Source organism: Methylocystis bryophila (genome assembly GCF_027925445.1).
Lineage (GTDB): Bacteria > Pseudomonadota > Alphaproteobacteria > Rhizobiales > Beijerinckiaceae > Methylocystis > Methylocystis bryophila.
On the sequence record NZ_AP027149.1, the window covers coordinates 3,024,291 to 3,040,447 of the forward strand.

The window sequence follows — 16,157 nt, forward strand, 5'->3', positions numbered from 1 at the left end:
CTGAGGAACCAGCGCGTCAAGCTCAACCCAACATCACGAGTATTATCATGAGATCAAGCAGCGGAGAACATTTTCTTGCGCTGGATCACGTCCGAGCGCTTGCCGCATTTATGGTATTCTCCTGGCATTTCTGTCACCAGAGCGAAGGACTTCCTGTCTCGTTCGCGAGCGCTCCAGCGATCTTTCCACTAGCACTTCTAGATGAGGGTCATACGGGCGTCGCCTTATTCATGACTCTCAGCGGTTATCTCTTTGCTAAATTACTGCACAGAAACGATTTTACTTTTTCGCTATTCTTATGGAATAGATTCGTTCGGCTCGCCCCACTCATGATTCTGATCCTCATAATCGTAGGGGTTAAAGAGATATACCGTGGGGCAGCGACAATAGAATTAATAAGACGATATATAATTTCTATTTTTTCTATAGGATCACCTAGCGGCCCACTGCCTAATGGACTCTGGTCGATAATGGTTGAGTGGCACTTCTATTTGATTTTGCCGCTATTGCTAGCCGCATTTCAAAGATTTGGCCTTGCTACCGCTGTAGTAATAATTGTTGTATCGACTTCCATGCGCAGTATATTTTATATAGAATTTGGCGAAGTCCAAAGCTTGGCTTACTGGACGCTTATTGGACGAATTGATCAGTTCGTGTTAGGGATTGCAGCTTTCCGATACTCAGGCATGATTAAAGATAAACACATGATTGCGGCCGCAACAACGATTGGATTTACGGCATATTATTGGCTATTTGACCGCTCAGGAGGGTTTTATATGATGCCCCGCTATCCTTCATCTAGCTTGGTATGGATTATCATGCCAGCGGTAGAAGGTCTCGCTTATGGCCTGCTCATATCCTATTATGATCGCACTTTTGTACCCAGGAACACTGGCATATCATGGGTTGTCGGACTCATCGGGGCTTACAGTTACTCAATATATGTATTACACTTCTTTTTTATTTCGCCAGCAGCCGAGTTTATATACTATCATATTATGGATATCACGAATATTTACGTAGCAGAGGCCTGGTCTTTGCTCTGCTTTCTGCTTATGCTTCCGGTCGGCCACCTGAGCTTCCGGTTTATTGAATCGCCTTTTCTAAGGTTCAGAAAAAGATACATGCAGACATCAGCGGAAATTACCGTTTGTTCACCTCAAAAAATCGTATAGTTGTCCCCCTTGCACCCTAAAATGAAGCGCTCTCACTTGCAGGGAGCTAGCAGCTCTGTGTAGAATACGGCAGACGGAAACAGCGAGAGGGCAAGGCATGAAAATCTCGATCTACCTCCCGAATTTCAATCACGCAGCTTTTCTTCCTCAGGCCCTCGAAGGCATCCTCTCACAAACTTACCAGAACTGGGAGCTATTCATCATCGACGATGGCTCGACGGATGACAGCTGGTCGATCATCGAGCGCTATCGCGACCGAGACCCGCGTATCAGCGCCGAGAAGGCTCCCCGCAATCGGGGGGTCATCGCTACCCTTCGGCGCGGCTTGGAACTTTCTACTGGCGAATTGCTGTACCCCGCCGCTGCCGACGACTATCTGACCAATCCCCGCTTCTTCGAACTCGGCGTGGCCGCGCTGCAGCGTTTCCCGCAGGCGGCCATTGTTTATGGTCTCGCCACTATCATTGACGCCAGCGAAAGTCGGCCAATCGGTCCGATGGGTTCATACATTTCGAGCCCTGGCGGCCGTGGCGCGGCAAAATACGACGACGCGGGGACCTCTGTGCAATTCATTCCGCCACAAGAGGCGCTGGAGACGTTTGTATCCCATCACATGTTCATTCCGGGATGCTCGGTGATTTTGCGGCGCGCCTTGATGGCGGAACTGGGCGATTACGACGAGACGCTCGGCCCCCAAAGCGACTATTTTCTAAATCACGGATTGGCCGCTCTGCACGGAGCCGTGTTCGTCGACGCGCCAGTCGCTGTCGCACGCGTATCCGCAACGACCTACAGCGGTTCCGCCAGCGACGACGACTGTTTTCGCCGGCACGCATTGGTCGAAAAAAGGCTCCGCGCGCTCCCCCTGCCCTATGAAAAGAACGAGCGGCTTTTCGCGCAATTTCGAACATCCACGATCGCCAGCCGTCTCGCCGAAGCCTACCAAAGGCGACTTTTTGAGGCCCTGCGGGGATCTTGTGAGGCTATCCCCCCCGACGCTTTGCAAATGTTCCCGCCAGAACCTGCCGCTTTTGTCACGAGCTTGAAAAAAGACTGCGGGCGCCTCGAGGCTGCGCTCAACGACCAAATCGAGCGCGCGCGAAGCATCTTCGACGAGGTAGCCGGCCCGCTCCAGCCCCTTCCGCCCGTCCCGCCGTCCGGTCCACGTCCCTGGCTGAAACCGGCGGCGGAATTCTTTTTAACGCTCGGCAAGACCTCGGGCAAGACCTTCACGCGTTTCGGCAACTGGCTTTGGCAGGTTTGATCCTCGCTCATGGAAGGCGGCGGGGAAGAAGTCTATTAGGAGATCGAATGCGTGGATCACATACCTCGACCGACCGTACTTCGGCAGGAGAGGGTCAAGCTTTCTGGCTACCGGGACTGGACGGCATACGTGCGCTGGCAGCGCTTGCGGTTGTTATCCACCATGAAGAGCAAGCGCGTGAGTTCATGGGGCTCCCGAGCACGTGGAGCACGAACATCCCCCTGGAGCGCTTAGGAGGTCTCGGCGTCTCTCTTTTTTTCGTGCTGAGTGGTTTTTTGATAACCCTCCTCCTTTTACGCGAGTCCAATCTCTTCGGAAGCATTTCTGTAAAACACTTTTATATACGCCGTATTTTGCGTATATGGCCGCTATACTATTTTGTCGTGCTACTTGGATTTTTCGTCCTCCCCCAATTCGGAGCCTACGCCATCGGTGAGTTCCCTCAACTAACTTCCGAGCATTTTTGGCAGAAACTATTTCTTTACGTGATTTTCGCGCCACAGGTAGCGGGAGCGATTATTGGTCACTCTGGCTATGCCGGCGTATTATGGTCCGTTGGCGTGGAGGAATGGTTTTATTTGATCTGGCCCTGGGTAGTCGTGATGATGCGGCGGTGGCTGATTCCGATTTTGCTGGTGACGATCTATATATTTGGCTATTATCGTTGGCATGTGCCGGCTGTCTGGCTACACAAGCTCCTCCTGCAATTGCGTTTCGATTGTCTGGCTGTAGGCGCTTTGGGCGGAATTCTCTGCTCGTCCGTACGCTGGCGCCCGATAGTCCTGAGGTCTTTCCTGTTCTCACGGCCAGCGCAGCTCATCGTTTTGGCAACGCTGTCCTACTGCTTGTGGTTTGGAGTGGATTTCTTCGATAAAGATGAATGGATTTATAGCATGAAGATAGGAAAATATTTCTTTAATCCTGATGAACTCATTTATAGTATGATGTTTCTTTGGCTGATTATCAACGTCTCTCATAATAAGGCCTCGATCCTGAACCTAGATATCCAGCCCTTGAAGTTCATTGGCAAGGTTTCATACGGGGTATATTGCTATAACTGGATCGCGATCGTAACAGGCCTTGCGTTCCTGCGATCCCTGGGAGTTAACCTGGATCATGGGCCCGCGCGCTATTTCTCATATGTATTTGGGCTTGCGCTCTCGGTGGCTTTCGCCGCGCTTTCCTATCGGCTCATCGAGAAGCCGTTCCTCGCGCTGAAGGATCGTTCCTTCACGCCACATTTTCCTCTCACTAGACCAGAACGGCGCGGCGAAGACGTTGACGCGAATCCCGAGAATTGCGCTATTCAACGAAGCGAGTGAGCGCTTCACAGCATCCCCGCACCCGATCGCGCACCAGCTCGCCAATCGCGAGCGACGCCGTCAACCCGGGGCTCTCGACCCCGAAGAGATTGATGACGCCGGGGGCGTCGTGCTCTTGCGGGCCGTCGATGCGGGAATCCGCCGCCGGCTCGCCCCGGGCCGCTAGATCTAGAGCCCGACTCGCGCGAAAATCGGTTTCTACTTTTTCGCATCGCGCCTTAGGGCAGACATTTTTTGAGCTTATCATTGGCCCTCGTCTGATAATATTCATACAAGAATGGCGCCGTCTGCTGCTTGACACTGATAAAAAACTCAAGCCAATGTAAGTTTGCTTGCGCCGAATCCTTAATCTTTTCCAAGGGAGCTTCTATTGAAACTTGTTTTCCTCCCCATACCACTGCGTATTTATCACACTCGTCTGATTGAGATAGTTTGACTCCTTGATCTGGGAACAGAGTATCAAGAATTTGTGATGCAATAAGCATATGCGCCAAAGCTGACGGATGCTGGAAGTCAACAAAGAGACTAAGATAGTTCGTTTGATCTTTTTGAGATCTCAAAACTGCCTCTGGGTCGATCACCAACAAATTGCCCTGCGCGCCGCGCAATGACCGTATAAACGCGTTCACTTCGGGCAGGACCCTCGCGGGAAAAGCGTCCTTGCCTCTTGCCAGCTGGGCGAGGTCAAGACATTTCGCGTCGAGCCTCCCGCTCGCGGGCTGGGGTTTGATTCCATCGAAGCAAACAACGCTTTCCAGGTAATTGCGATGGGCGCCGTCAGGAAGCGACGAAACGTCCTTTGCAACGAGATCGAGCTCTTGTTTCTTGGATGCGTCGTAGAGAGACGCCGCTTCTTTTTCAACCTCGTCCAGGACGCCATCTTGCGCGTCGAAGCTATCCAACAGCGGAGGAAACAAGTCATTTGCGATCTGTGTGGAGACGATCAACTTCTGCGTCGGTTTCAACCGGGAGCTGATCTCCTTTATCGTAGCGCTGAAATTGGCCAACATCTCACGCTTGCCCTCCGCGTCGATGAACGCCTGCTTGGCATAATAATGCAGAGGCGTTACGCCGGGTTCACTCGACGACGCCGCTCTTGACGCCGGGGAGATGGCGAGTTTCAACAAATGCAGGATGCGAGAGTCCAATGAGGCGCGATAAGCATAATCGAGAAGCCAATTTTTTAGCTTCTCTGCGGGCGGCTGGTCGTTTTCCAATATATTCCGCAGCTCGATCATCTTCAAATCATGTTTTAAAAATGCTCCCTTTGAATTCACTCGCTTGCCCCATGGCAGCAGGATCACATCGTTCGCATCCTTACTTTTGGCATAAGTCTGAGCCCAGATCTCGTTATGCCCCGCATAGATGATGATGACATCATAATGACCCATTACCATCTTCAGCAATTCTGCCTGAAATCCCACAAAAGGAGCTCCGGCTTCGGCGTAATTATGAACGATCAATCTGCCTTTCCCTGCCTCTTCTACGAATTTTCCAAATCCGAATGGGGCAGCGAAGCCTGTTGCGCTGCTTCCCCCAAATATTGCGATCTTGGTTTTCGGCGACTTCAATTCTTCCCTATATAAATCTGGATTACTTATAAAGGCGTCCAATATAATATCGTTCCTTCGCAGGACTTCTTTCTCATTTTCAAAATAGGCTGAGCCCGTTTTCGTATGCAGAAACGCAAGAAACACTTCGAGCAGGCTGAGCACCACAAAAGGTAAGATCAACAAAGTAATTACGCCGGCGATCTTTACCGCGAGTCGTGGCTCGGCTTCGTGTTTCAGCCCCAAATTTCGCCCCTTCGTCTGTCGGCTGGGACCACTTGCCCCGCCCCTGACCGCCCCGCTCGAGCTTATGCCTCGCGTGACGAAAAATTGAAAGCGGCGTTCCGCGCTCAGAAGACAGACAGTAATTCCGTCGCACGCGATATTTGGGTTTGGACTGCAACGTGGGCCGAGCTGCGCCCTGGCGCCTCACAGCATCCCGCGCACCCGATCCCGAACCAGCTCGCCAATCGCGAGCGACGCCGTCAATCCTGGGCTCTCGATCCCGAAGAGATTGATGACGCTGGCGGCGCCATGCTCTTGCGGGCCGTCGATGCGGAAATCCGCCGCCGGCTCGCCCGGGCCGCTAATCTTCGGGCGAATTCCAGCATAGGCGGGCAGGAGCGCGCCCTCAGCGAGATCCGGCCAGTAACGGCGGATCTCCGCATAAAAGGCGTCGGCGCGCCGCGGATCGACTTCGTAGCTTTCTTGCTCGATCCACTCCACGTCCGGCCCGAATCGGGCCTGCCCCGCAAGGTCGAGCGTGAGATGAACGCCGAGGCCTCCGGCGACCGGAATCGGGTAAATCAGCCTGCGGAAAGGCGCTCTCCCCGGCAATGCGAAATAGCATCCGCGCGCGAGATGAAACGGCGGAACCGCGTCGCTCGGAAAACCCTCGATCGCCCGCGCGATCGCGGTCGCGCCGAGCCCGGCTGCGTTGACGAAGGTCTTCGCTCGCAGCGAAAGACTTTCCCCGCTCGCGCGATCGCGAATGTGAAGGACGACCCTCCCCTTTTCCAGCGCGCCGCCCTCGATCCTGGCGTTGAACGCGAAGCTGACGCCCTGCGCCTCGGCGTCGCCTTGCAGCGCCAGCATCAGCCCATGGCTATCGATGATGCCGGTGGAGGGCGAAAGGATCGCGCAATGACACCGCAGATCCGGCTCCAGCTGGCGCGCCTCGGCCCCATCGAGAGCGACGAGATCCCGAACGCCGCTGCCTCGCGCATTGCGCGCGATGGCGTCGAGTTTTGCCTCCTGGGAGGGATCGGCAGCGACGACGAGCTTGCCGAGACGCTTGCACTCGACCCCACGCGCTTCGCAATAGCGATAGAGCATTTCCGCGCCCTGCCGGCATAATTCCGCCTTGAGTGACGCGGGCGGGTAGTAGAGGCCGGCGTGGATGACCTCGGAGTTCCGCGAGCTGATCCCTGTGCCGATCCCCGCAGCGGATTCGATCGCCAAGACCGACAAGCCCGCGCCGCCAAGCGCGCGCGCGGCGGCGAGGCCGACGACGCCGGCACCGGCGATGATCACGTCAAACTCCGCAGTATTCACGTTTTCTTTCCCGTCTCGAGGAGACGCCGCGTTAGCAGACAATCTTGCGAGCAAGGAGAAAAAAGCGGGTTCCAGAGACGCCGGGTCGTCGTCAGAAGGCGTCGGCGATATTCATAATTCGCAATTTGCAATGCAAAAGGGTAGAGACTGCCGCAGGAAACGGCCGCCGCTCGTGCAGGATCAGACCATTCGTCGTAAACTCAAGCACATCTGACCGGCCCGTCCCATGGTACGCGGCGTGCCTGCCAGCCGGGAAGCGATCGGAGGAATCCTCATGGCTACGACTATGCAAGCGCTGGCGCCGCTCTCCTGTTGTGCCCAAATCTGCGGTCTCGCATCGAGCGAGATGATCGTCGGCGCGGCGCCGCGGCCCGAGCACGCTTTCCTGGCGGCGAGCTACGTCCAGGGCTCTAGAGCGGTCAAAGCGACGATGCGCAGCGCCATGGTCACAGCTATCAGGGCCGCTTTGAAGGCCTATCAGATGCGCTCGGCCGCGGAGCTTCTGGTCGCTCTGCGCGTGATGATCGCGTCGAACGGCGCCTCGGCTTAAAGCGCGGCCCCGGCGTTTCTGCGGGCTCGCGGACCGCCTGAGCCTTACCTCATCCCGACATTTGCGGCTCCTTCGGAAAAGGGCGTGAGCGCGCCATTCCAGTCCCGCGTGAGGTAATCTGAAAAGGTCAGCGAAAACATAAAGATCAGCCATAACAAACCGGTGGAGGCACAGAGCCGAACCGGCGGGCTGGACCCACGCAGATTCATGAACAGCAGCCAGATCAGGAGCGCCTGAAAGGCTGCGATCCCCAGTTGCAAAGCCGGCGCGAAACGGCCGAGGCGCAGATAGGCGATCCCCAGATTCGCGCCGAGCAACAGCATCAGCAACAGCCACACGCCGGCATAGCCGAGGAAAACCCCTGTCATGCCGCGTTTGGAGACAGGGCGTGTGCTCATGATCGCCCCGGCAGATAGATCAGGGCGAACAGCACGACCCAGATGCTGTCGACCAAATGCCAGTACAAGGACGTCGCCTCGACGCCCGGGCTTTCGGGCGGAACGACATCTCTGGCGACGAGAACCCCAACATAGATGACGATCGCCACGCCAACAGCCAAATGAATGGCGTGGACCCCTGTCATAACCCAATAAAATGCGAAAAAGAGCCTCGTCGCAGGCGGCTCCAAGCTAAAACTTGGACCCGGCATCAAATGCTTGTCGAGATCATCCTTATATTCAAGGCCTTTTACGGCCAGGAACGCCAAACCAAATGCGGCCGTCAGCAACAGGCATAGGATCAAGATATGCCTTTTCCCTCTCTCAGAGGCGTGAAGCGCGAGCGTCATCACAAAGCTGCTCGTGAGCAAGAGCGCCGTGTTGACGCTTCCATAGAAGATATTGGTCTCGCCTGAGGCGACATGGAACGCCTGCGGATACATGTTTCGATAAACGGCGTAGCCGAGGAAGAGAGCGGAGAAAAACAGGATCTCGCTGGCCAGGAAGGTCCACACGCCGAAAGCAACGCCCTCTCTTTCGCGGGCCGCGCTCGGCCATGGTTCATGCAAGGGCTTCGGCGCGCCGCTCATGGCTTCCTCGCTTGCGTTTCCTGCCGTCCGGCGCGCTCAGCTTCGGGCGATGCGCCTTCGGCGTGGTAATGATAGGGGCCGACATCAACGACAGGGGTTTCTAGGAAGTTTTCCTTTGGCGGCGGCGAGGTCGTCTGCCACTCGAGGCCGGTCGCCATCCAAGGGTTGTCGCCTGCGCGCGCCCCATGAAAAATGGACCAGCCCAGGTAGAACAGCGGCAGAATATAAGCCGCGAGCAAGATCAGCGCGCCGACTGATGAAATGACGTGATACACCTCAAATTCCGGTGGATATACGTGGTATCGGCGGGGCATGCCGGCGTAGCCCATGATAAACTGCGGGAAGAACGTCGTATTGAAGCCAATAAACATGATAATGGCGGCAAACCTGGCCCAACCTTCAGAATACATCTTACCTGTTATTTTAGGCCACCAGAAGTGCAGGCCAGCGAAGAACGCGGACACGCTACCGCCTACCATGATGTAGTGAAAATGCGCGACGATGAAATAGGTGTCTGTGACGTGCACATCGATGGGCACGGAGGCGAGAAACAGGCCCGTCAGCCCGCCCACCGTGAAGAGGCCGAGAAAGCCGAGCGCATAGAGCATGGGCGCTTCAAATGAAATCTGGCCACGAAAGAGCGTCGCAGTCCAGTTGAACACCTTGATAGCGGAGGGAACTGCCACCACAAAAGACAGAAAAGAGAACACAATATTTGCGTATTGAGACTGCCCGGACACGAACATATGGTGTCCCCAAACGAAAAATCCGACAATCGCGATGGCCAAAATAGCGTAAACCATGAATATATACCCAAAGATACGTCGGCGCGCAAAGCAAGCAAAAACTTCGGATACGACGCCCATCGCCGGAAGCACCATGATATAGACAGCCGGATGGCTGTAAAACCAAAAGAGATGCTGGAACAGCAGCGGATCTCCCCCCTCGTTCGGATTGAACACGGGAAGGCCGAACATGCGCTCCGCGATGATGAGCAGCAATGACATCGCCAGGACCGGCGTTGCGAGCACCATCACAATGCTCGTCGCATAGAGCCCCCAGACCATCAGCGGCAGACGAAACCAGGTCATCCCCGGCGCGCGCAACATATGCGTCGTCGTGATGAAATTCACGCCTGTCGCGATGGAGGAAAACCCGACCACGAAGACGCCGAAGGCCGCAGCCAGCACATTGCTATTGGAATAGAGGGAGGAGAAAGGCGTGTAAAAGGTCCAGCCCGTATCCACGCCGCCAGCGACAAGCGCGTAGCAGGTGAACGCCGCCCCGAGCACATAAATATACCAGGAAAAGAGATTGAGACGCGGGAAGGCCACATCATGCGCGCCGATCATCAAAGGCAACAGAAAATTTCCAAACGTCGCGGGAATGGAAGGGACGAGAAAGAACCAAACCATCACCACGCCATGCAGCGTGAACAGTCTGTTGTAGCCTTCGTCGCTAAAGAGCGCCCCATTCGGATTCATGAGCTCCAGCCGCGCAAGGCCGATCGCAATGCCCCCGATGAAAAAGAAAACTGTTATGGCAAGCGCATAGAGAATGCCGATGCGCTTGTGATCGGTGGTGGTCAGCCAGGACTTCAACGTGTGGCCGGCCTCTAAATAGCTGACGGCTCGAGTTTCCTGCTCGTCGCAGACGCGTTCGAAGATCACCTCGCTCATTCGGATTGCTCCTCGCCGGACAGTGATTTGATGAAGGCGATGAGCTTGATGATCTGCGCTTCGCTGGCGATCCCTCGAAAGCTCGGCATGATCGGCTCGTAACCCGCGACGACATCCTTGTCGGGCAAGAGGATCGAATCCCGCAGATAGGCTTCGTCCGCCGTGACGACGCGGCCATCGGAAAGCTGCACCGGATGGCTGTAGACGCCGCGCAAATTCGGCGCATGCACACTGGACGTCTGCGCATGACAGCCGGAACAGCCCAAGGAGCTGAACAGAAGCTCGCCTTCTTTGGCGAGATCCTCGGCCCCGGGTTGCGAGGAGCTCCATCGCGAATAATCTTCCGGAGTCATGAGCACGAGGCGCCCGACCATTCGCGAGTGTCCCGTGCCGCAGTATTCCGCGCACATAAGATGATAGACCCCCGGCTTGTCGGCCGTGAACCACAGATAGGTGTATCGCCCCGGCAGAACGTCCTGCTTTAGCCGCAAGGCGGGAAGAAACAGGCTGTGGATGACGTCTTCCGACGTCATGATCAGCTGGACAGGCTGACCAATCGGAACGTGGAGCTCGTTGATTTCTCTGACGCCGTTCGGGTGTTGCGATTTCCACATCCACTGCTTGGCGAGCACGTGGATCTCGAAGGCCTTCCGAGGCGGCACGATGTGATGCAACTGCGTTGATGCGGCAAACCAAAAAATAAACAGGAAGGCGAAGGCGGTCGCTGTCGTCCAGCCGATTTCGATCTCGTCGCGAAACCTCTCAGGAAGGGGATCGCGCACCGCATCCGATCCCTTTCTGAAGTGAAAGGAGAAGCCGACGATGACGGCAAAAATCCCGACCACGACGATGGCGGAGATCATGACGAGCGCGAAAAAAAACCCGTCCCACTGTCCCGCGTACTCCGATGCCTTTGGAGCAAATCCTTCAGTCATATTCGTCAAAGGATAATCGGCGCTCGTTGTTCAACATGTCGAGCCAACCTTTGCAGACCAGACGGGCTCTGCCCCGCGTCAAGACGACTAACGCAACACGCCTTGCAGGAACTATCGCCGCATCAAAAGGTTGCTAAGTACGTGTACCGACTTTATGGCTTCGATTACGCTACGATATTTGAAATATAACGACTTATTTAGCCAGAGAAGCTGGATCTACGCCCTATTTTTGACAACAAAGCTCAACGGAACCTTTTCATGGATGCCGAGTTACTGAGGCGACATCCTTTAGCGCCCGACGCGGCGTTACCCGGCGAGCCGAGCAAGCGCCTCCTCGTCTGCAGGTTTTGCACTGCGGTCTTTTCATGGGGGTAGGATGCTCGACAATCCAGACGCCCATCCCGATCGACGCCTCCTATTGAAATGGCTTGCCTCCGGAGGAATGGCTCTTTCGGCGGCCGGCTGCGGCCCTCCGGAAGAAGAGATCGTGCCCTATGTCGAGCTGCCGGATGGGTTGACCCCCGGCGTTCCGCTCCATTTCGCGACGGCCCTCAGTCTTTCTGGATATGCGCGCGGCGCGCTCGTCACCGCTTACGAAGGCCGTCCCACAAAAATAGAGGGCAATCCGCGCCATCCCGAGAGCTTAGGCGCGACAGACATCTTCGCCCAGGCCGAAGTGATGTCGCTTTACCAGCCGGATCGCGCCAAGGCCGTGAACAACAACGAGCGCCTCTCTTCCTGGAACGCTTTCTCGACCGCCTTGTTCGCGCAGATGCAGGGCGAGAAAGCCCGAAACGGGTCGGGGCTGCGCATCCTCACCGGCCGGGTCACGTCGCCGACATTTCTACGCCAGATGCAAAGCCTCCTGAAGGCGTTTCCCGAGGCGCGCTGGCTTCGCTACGAGCCCATCCACGATGACGCGGCTTTAGCTGGGGCGGTTCAGGCGTTCGGGCGCCCGCTGACGCCCTTGCCGCGACTGGCCGAGGCCTCGGCCCTCGTCTGCCTCGGCGCCGATCCGCTCGGCGCAGGACCCGATCAGATCCGGCTCGCGGCGGAATACGCTAAGGCGCGTCAGCCATCTTTGCCGCAGGATCGCGTTCTGCGCGTCTACGCCGTCGAATCGAGCTGGTCATTGACGGGAATGAACGCGGACGAGCGCTTGGCCCTCGCCCCCGCCTTGATTCACAATCTCGCCATCGAAATCTCGAGAGGCTTCGGCTCCGGCATCGCAAGCGGGGAGCTGCCGGAAAAGGCGCAGCGTTTCGCCCGCGCCGTCACAACCGGTCTCCGGGCGAATGTCGGTCGCGCGATCATTCTCGCAGGGCGGGAACAGGCGCCGGAAATCCACGCGCTTTGCCATTGGATGAACGCGCAGCTTCAGGCGCCGGTGGATTACATCGCGCCGGTCGATCCGATAACGGCGAGCCATGCGCAATGCTTGAGAGAACTCACAGACGACCTCGCGCAGAAGCGTGTGGAGACACTCATCGTCATCGACAGCAATCCCGCCTACGCCGCTCCCGGCGAGCTGCGCCTTGCCGAGTTGATCGCCACTGCGCCTTTTAGCACCCATCTTGGGCTCTATGAGGATGAAACAGCGGCGCTCTGCAAATGGCGTCTTCCCCTCGCCCACCCCCTCGAGAGCTGGTCCGACTTGAGGGCGTTCGAGGGAACCGCGAGCATCGTTCAGCCGCTCATTCGACCGCTTTACGACACGCGCACGGCGCATGAGCTTCTTGCTTACCTCGGCGGCAGCCTGTCGGCCTCCTCTTATGAGATCGTGCGCGAAACCTGGCGCAATCGCTCCCGGCCTACTGAATTTGATGGATCCTGGCGGCAATGGCTCCACGACGGCGCCATCCCGAACACGCGCGAGGCTCCAGTTTCCGCGCCCCAGGCGAAACAGCCCAACATAAAGCCAGCGCCCGCGCCGAAAGCGCTGGCGCTGGCGCTGGCGCCGGACCCATCGATATGGGACGGGAGCTTCTGCAATAATCCCTGGCTACAGGAATGCCCCAAGCCCTTCACGAAGGAAGTATGGGGTAACGCGCTCCATGTCTCCCCGCAAGACGCCGGGAAGCAGGGTCTGGAGGACGGCCAAATCGTGGCCCTGACGCGCAATGGGGTCACCGTCGAAGCTGCTGTTCAAGTCGTGAAAGGACAGGCCGAAGGCGTGCTCGGCGCCACGATCGGTTACGGGCGCTCGCGGGCGGGCGCCATCGGTAATGGCGTAGGCTTCAGCGCCTATGCCCTGCAGTCCCTCGATTCTCCTTGGCTCTTGGCCGACGTCGACGTCTCGAAAACGGGAAAGCGCAAAGATCTCCTGACCACCCAGCATCACTTCGCGCTCGAAGCTGAAGACAAGGATATTCTCCCGACGCTGACCTTTGCGGCGCTCGACAAGGGCGAAGCCGACGTTCCCCATGCGGACGGCCTGCCCACGCTCCTGCCCGACTGGCGCTACGACTCCTACAAATGGGCGATGGTCATCGACACCGCGGCGTGCATCGGCTGCAACGCCTGTCTCGTGGCGTGCCAATCTGAAAACAACGTTCCGGTCGTCGGCCCTGACGAGGTCGCGATGGGTCGCATCATGCATTGGCTGCGGGTCGACACTTATTTCCCGGACGATGAGGCGAACCCCATCGGGTTCCAGCCTGTGCCCTGCATGCATTGCGAGGACGCGCCTTGCGAGCCGGTCTGTCCGGTCGCGGCTTCGGTTCACGACAGTGAGGGACTGAACGTTCAGGTCTATAATCGATGCGTCGGCACCCGCTTCTGTCAGTCGAATTGCCCTTACAAGGTGCGCCGCTTCAATTTCTTCGGCTATGCGGACTCTGAGACATACGCAAATCTCGGGGACGATCCCGTGAAAGCGCATTTCAATCCGGACGTGTCGGTGCGCGCCCGCGGGGTCATGGAGAAGTGCACCTATTGCGTGCAACGCATCAGCGGAGCGCGCAGACAGGCCGAGAAAGACAAAAGCCGGATAGCCGTGGGGGGCGTTGTCACCGCCTGTCAGGCGGCATGTCCGACGCGAGCGATCACATTTGGCGATTTGAGCGACCCTGCGTCTCCCCTGCATGACCTACGCAAGCAGCCGCGCCACTATGCTCTGCTCGGTCATCTCGGGACGAAGCCACGCACGACCTATCTGGCGCGACTGAGAAATCCCGATCCGAGCCTGAGGACGGAAAGCCCATGACGGCGCCGCCCAACATTCCCACGGCGAATGAGCGCTGGGTGCTGCCGCAAGCGCGCTCTTACGAGGCGATGACGGAACTCGTCAGCGCGCCCCTGCTCGAATGCGACGAATGGAGCTGGCGCGGCTGGTGGATTGCATTCGCTATTAGCCTCGCGCTTACGGCGATGATGCTCTTGTCGGCGTCATGGCTGCTGGAGCGCGGCGTCGGCGTGTGGGGCGTCAACACGACGATCGTCTGGGGCTTCGCCATCGCCAACTACGTCTGGTGGATTGGCATCGGCAACGCCGGCACGCTGATCTCCGCCATGCTGCTGCTGATGCGCCAGCATTGGCGGGCGTCCATCAACCGATTCGCCGAGGCGATGACGCTCTTTGCGGCGGGCATCGCCGGCCTGTTCCCGATCCTGCATCTCGGGCGGCCGCTGTACTTCTATTGGCTTGCGCCCTATCCGAACACAATGGCGATTTGGCCGCAGTGGCGCAGCGCCTTGATCTGGGATTTCTGGGCGATCCTCAGCTACATCCTGTTCTCGATCTTGTTTTGGTACGTCGGGCTCATCCCAGACCTCGCCTGCCTGCGCGACCGAGCGACAAACCCGAAATTCAGAGCTCGGTTTGGGGCCTTCGCCCTCGGCTGGAGGGGGTCAGCCCGTCATTGGCGTTTGTATCATATCTATCACACGACGATGGCTTGCCTCGGCGTTCCTCTCGTTGTCTCCCTTCACAGCGTCGTCGGCCTCGACTTCGCGGCGAGCCTGATGCCCGGATGGTCGGAAACGATCTTCCCGCCCTATTTCGTCGTCGGCGCCATGTATTCGGGATTCGCCATGGTGGTGATCCTCGCCGCGGCGGTGCGATGGGGTTTTGGCCTGCAATCCCTCATCACGATCAATCACTTTGACGTCATGGCGAAAATTCTCCTCGCCGCCTCCATGATCATGACGGTCTCCTATCTCACGGAGTGGTTCGCAGCCTGGTATGGAGGCGACCATAGCGAGCGCCGCCTCGTTCTCTATGAATTCCTCGGCGACTACCGCATCCTTTATTACGCGATGCTGCTCTGCAATTGCGTTGTCGCGCATGCATTCTGGTTCAAACCCATCCGCAGAAGCATCGCTCTCGTCGTGACCGTCGCCATCCTCATCAACATCGGAATGTGGCTCGAACGCATCACGATCGTTTGGAACACGCTCTCGCACGGATACGCCGTCAGCATGTGGCGCGTCTTTCACCCCACGATCTGGGATTATTCGCTGATGTTCGGCTCGCTTGGCCTGTTTTCCCTCCTCTTTTTGCTCCTTTGTCGCGTGGCGCCCGTCGTGTCGATGCATGAGACGCGCCGGCTGTTGATTTCGGAGACGGAGCCATGAGCCGCGTGTTCATCCTGGAGTTCGCGCAACCCGACGCCCTGCTCGCGGCGGCACGCAGCTTGCGGGAGAAGCGGTACGAGCTCCTGGACGCCTATTCGCCCTTTCCGGTCGAGGGTGTGGCGGAGCTGCTCGACTCGGCCTCGGCGCCGCTGCGAGTCCATATGTTTCTCGGGGGAATGGCTTTCGCGGCGACCGCCTATGGACTCGAAGTCTGGAGCGCCGTTTTCGACTACCCGATCAACAGCGGAGGCCGCCCGCTGAACTCCTGGCCTGCATTCATGCTGTTTCCCTTCGCGATCGGCATTTTCGGGGCTGCGCTCACGGGCTTCGTCAGCCTGCTGACGCAGGCCGGGCTGCCTCGGCTTCATCATTCGCTTTTCGAACTCGACGGTTTCGAGCGCGCGACGCAGGACCGCTTCCTGCTCGCCGTGAAAGAGCCTGTCGACCAAGAGGACGCGTCGCTATCGGGGCAATTCTTGGCTCAAACGGGCGCCGAGAAGATTCGGGGCATGGAGACGTGATCGGC

General features: G+C 57.5%; 13 protein-coding genes and 1 pseudogene. 7 read left to right on the forward strand and 7 right to left on the reverse strand.

The window, feature by feature from the left end:
• Positions 1-47: 47 nt before the first annotated feature.
• From QMG80_RS14100 to QMG80_RS14110, 3 genes are all read left to right on the forward strand, one after another.
• Positions 48-1,175: an acyltransferase family protein gene (locus tag QMG80_RS14100; RefSeq protein WP_085773386.1), complete on the forward strand. Its 1,128-nt coding sequence runs from the start codon at positions 48-50 to the stop codon at positions 1,173-1,175.
• 97 nt (positions 1,176-1,272) lie between these two features.
• On the forward strand, positions 1,273-2,439 hold the full coding sequence (locus tag QMG80_RS14105) for a glycosyltransferase (protein WP_085773387.1): 1,167 nt from the start codon (positions 1,273-1,275) through the stop codon (positions 2,437-2,439).
• 47 nt (positions 2,440-2,486) lie between these two features.
• Positions 2,487-3,761, forward strand: a complete 1,275-nt coding sequence (locus QMG80_RS14110; protein WP_085773388.1) for an acyltransferase family protein — start codon at positions 2,487-2,489, stop codon at positions 3,759-3,761.
• Here the strand turns inward: QMG80_RS14110 and QMG80_RS21745 are convergent.
• The 3 genes and pseudogenes from QMG80_RS21745 to QMG80_RS14120 all read right to left on the reverse strand — a co-directional run.
• Positions 3,742-3,927: pseudogene (locus QMG80_RS21745) on the reverse strand (hypothetical protein); the annotation flags it as partial. The gene QMG80_RS14110 and the pseudogene QMG80_RS21745 sit on opposite strands and share 20 nt — an antisense overlap.
• Before the next feature lie 52 nt (positions 3,928-3,979).
• On the reverse strand, positions 3,980-5,557 hold the full coding sequence (locus QMG80_RS14115; RefSeq protein ID WP_085773389.1) for an SGNH/GDSL hydrolase family protein: 1,578 nt from the start codon (positions 5,555-5,557) through the stop codon (positions 3,980-3,982).
• A 183-nt stretch (positions 5,558-5,740) separates the two neighbouring features.
• A complete protein-coding gene (locus tag QMG80_RS14120; RefSeq protein WP_245300009.1) occupies positions 5,741-6,844 on the reverse strand; it encodes an NAD(P)/FAD-dependent oxidoreductase in 1,104 nt (367 codons plus the stop codon).
• A 295-nt stretch (positions 6,845-7,139) separates the two neighbouring features.
• Here QMG80_RS14120 and QMG80_RS14125 point away from each other — a divergent pair, with 295 nt between their 5' ends.
• On the forward strand, positions 7,140-7,415 hold the full coding sequence (locus QMG80_RS14125; protein WP_158658909.1) for a hypothetical protein: 276 nt from the start codon (positions 7,140-7,142) through the stop codon (positions 7,413-7,415).
• Positions 7,416-7,459: 44 nt separating this feature from the next.
• Here the strand turns inward: QMG80_RS14125 and QMG80_RS14130 are convergent, their stop codons facing one another.
• From QMG80_RS14130 to coxB, 4 genes are read right to left on the reverse strand one after another with little or no spacing between them, the layout of a single operon-like run.
• Complete coding sequence (locus QMG80_RS14130) at positions 7,460-7,813, reverse strand: cytochrome C oxidase subunit IV family protein (RefSeq protein WP_085773392.1); 354 nt, start codon at positions 7,811-7,813, stop codon at positions 7,460-7,462.
• Positions 7,810-8,442, reverse strand: a complete 633-nt coding sequence (locus QMG80_RS14135; protein ID WP_085773393.1) for a cytochrome c oxidase subunit 3 — start codon at positions 8,440-8,442, stop codon at positions 7,810-7,812. Before QMG80_RS14135 ends, QMG80_RS14130 begins: the two co-directional genes overlap by 4 nt.
• Entirely contained in the window at positions 8,439-10,121 is a 1,683-nt protein-coding gene (gene ctaD, locus QMG80_RS14140) for a cytochrome c oxidase subunit I (protein ID WP_085773394.1), read from the reverse strand. Before ctaD ends, QMG80_RS14135 begins: the two co-directional genes overlap by 4 nt.
• A complete protein-coding gene (coxB, locus tag QMG80_RS14145) occupies positions 10,118-11,056 on the reverse strand; it encodes a cytochrome c oxidase subunit II (protein WP_085773395.1) in 939 nt (312 codons plus the stop codon). The genes ctaD and coxB overlap by 4 nt, the downstream gene beginning before the upstream one ends.
• Positions 11,057-11,432: 376 nt before the next feature.
• Here coxB and QMG80_RS14150 point away from each other — a divergent pair, with 376 nt between their 5' ends.
• The 3 genes from QMG80_RS14150 to QMG80_RS14160 are packed head-to-tail and all read left to right on the forward strand — an operon-like array spanning position 11,433 to position 16,152.
• Complete coding sequence (locus tag QMG80_RS14150) at positions 11,433-14,261, forward strand: 4Fe-4S dicluster domain-containing protein (RefSeq protein WP_085773396.1); 2,829 nt, start codon at positions 11,433-11,435, stop codon at positions 14,259-14,261.
• Positions 14,258-15,631, forward strand: a complete 1,374-nt coding sequence (gene nrfD, locus QMG80_RS14155) for an NrfD/PsrC family molybdoenzyme membrane anchor subunit (protein ID WP_085773397.1) — start codon at positions 14,258-14,260, stop codon at positions 15,629-15,631. The genes QMG80_RS14150 and nrfD overlap by 4 nt, the downstream gene beginning before the upstream one ends.
• Complete coding sequence (locus QMG80_RS14160; protein WP_085773398.1) at positions 15,628-16,152, forward strand: DUF3341 domain-containing protein; 525 nt, start codon at positions 15,628-15,630, stop codon at positions 16,150-16,152. Before nrfD ends, QMG80_RS14160 begins: the two co-directional genes overlap by 4 nt.
• The last annotated feature ends 5 nt before the right edge of the window (positions 16,153-16,157 follow it).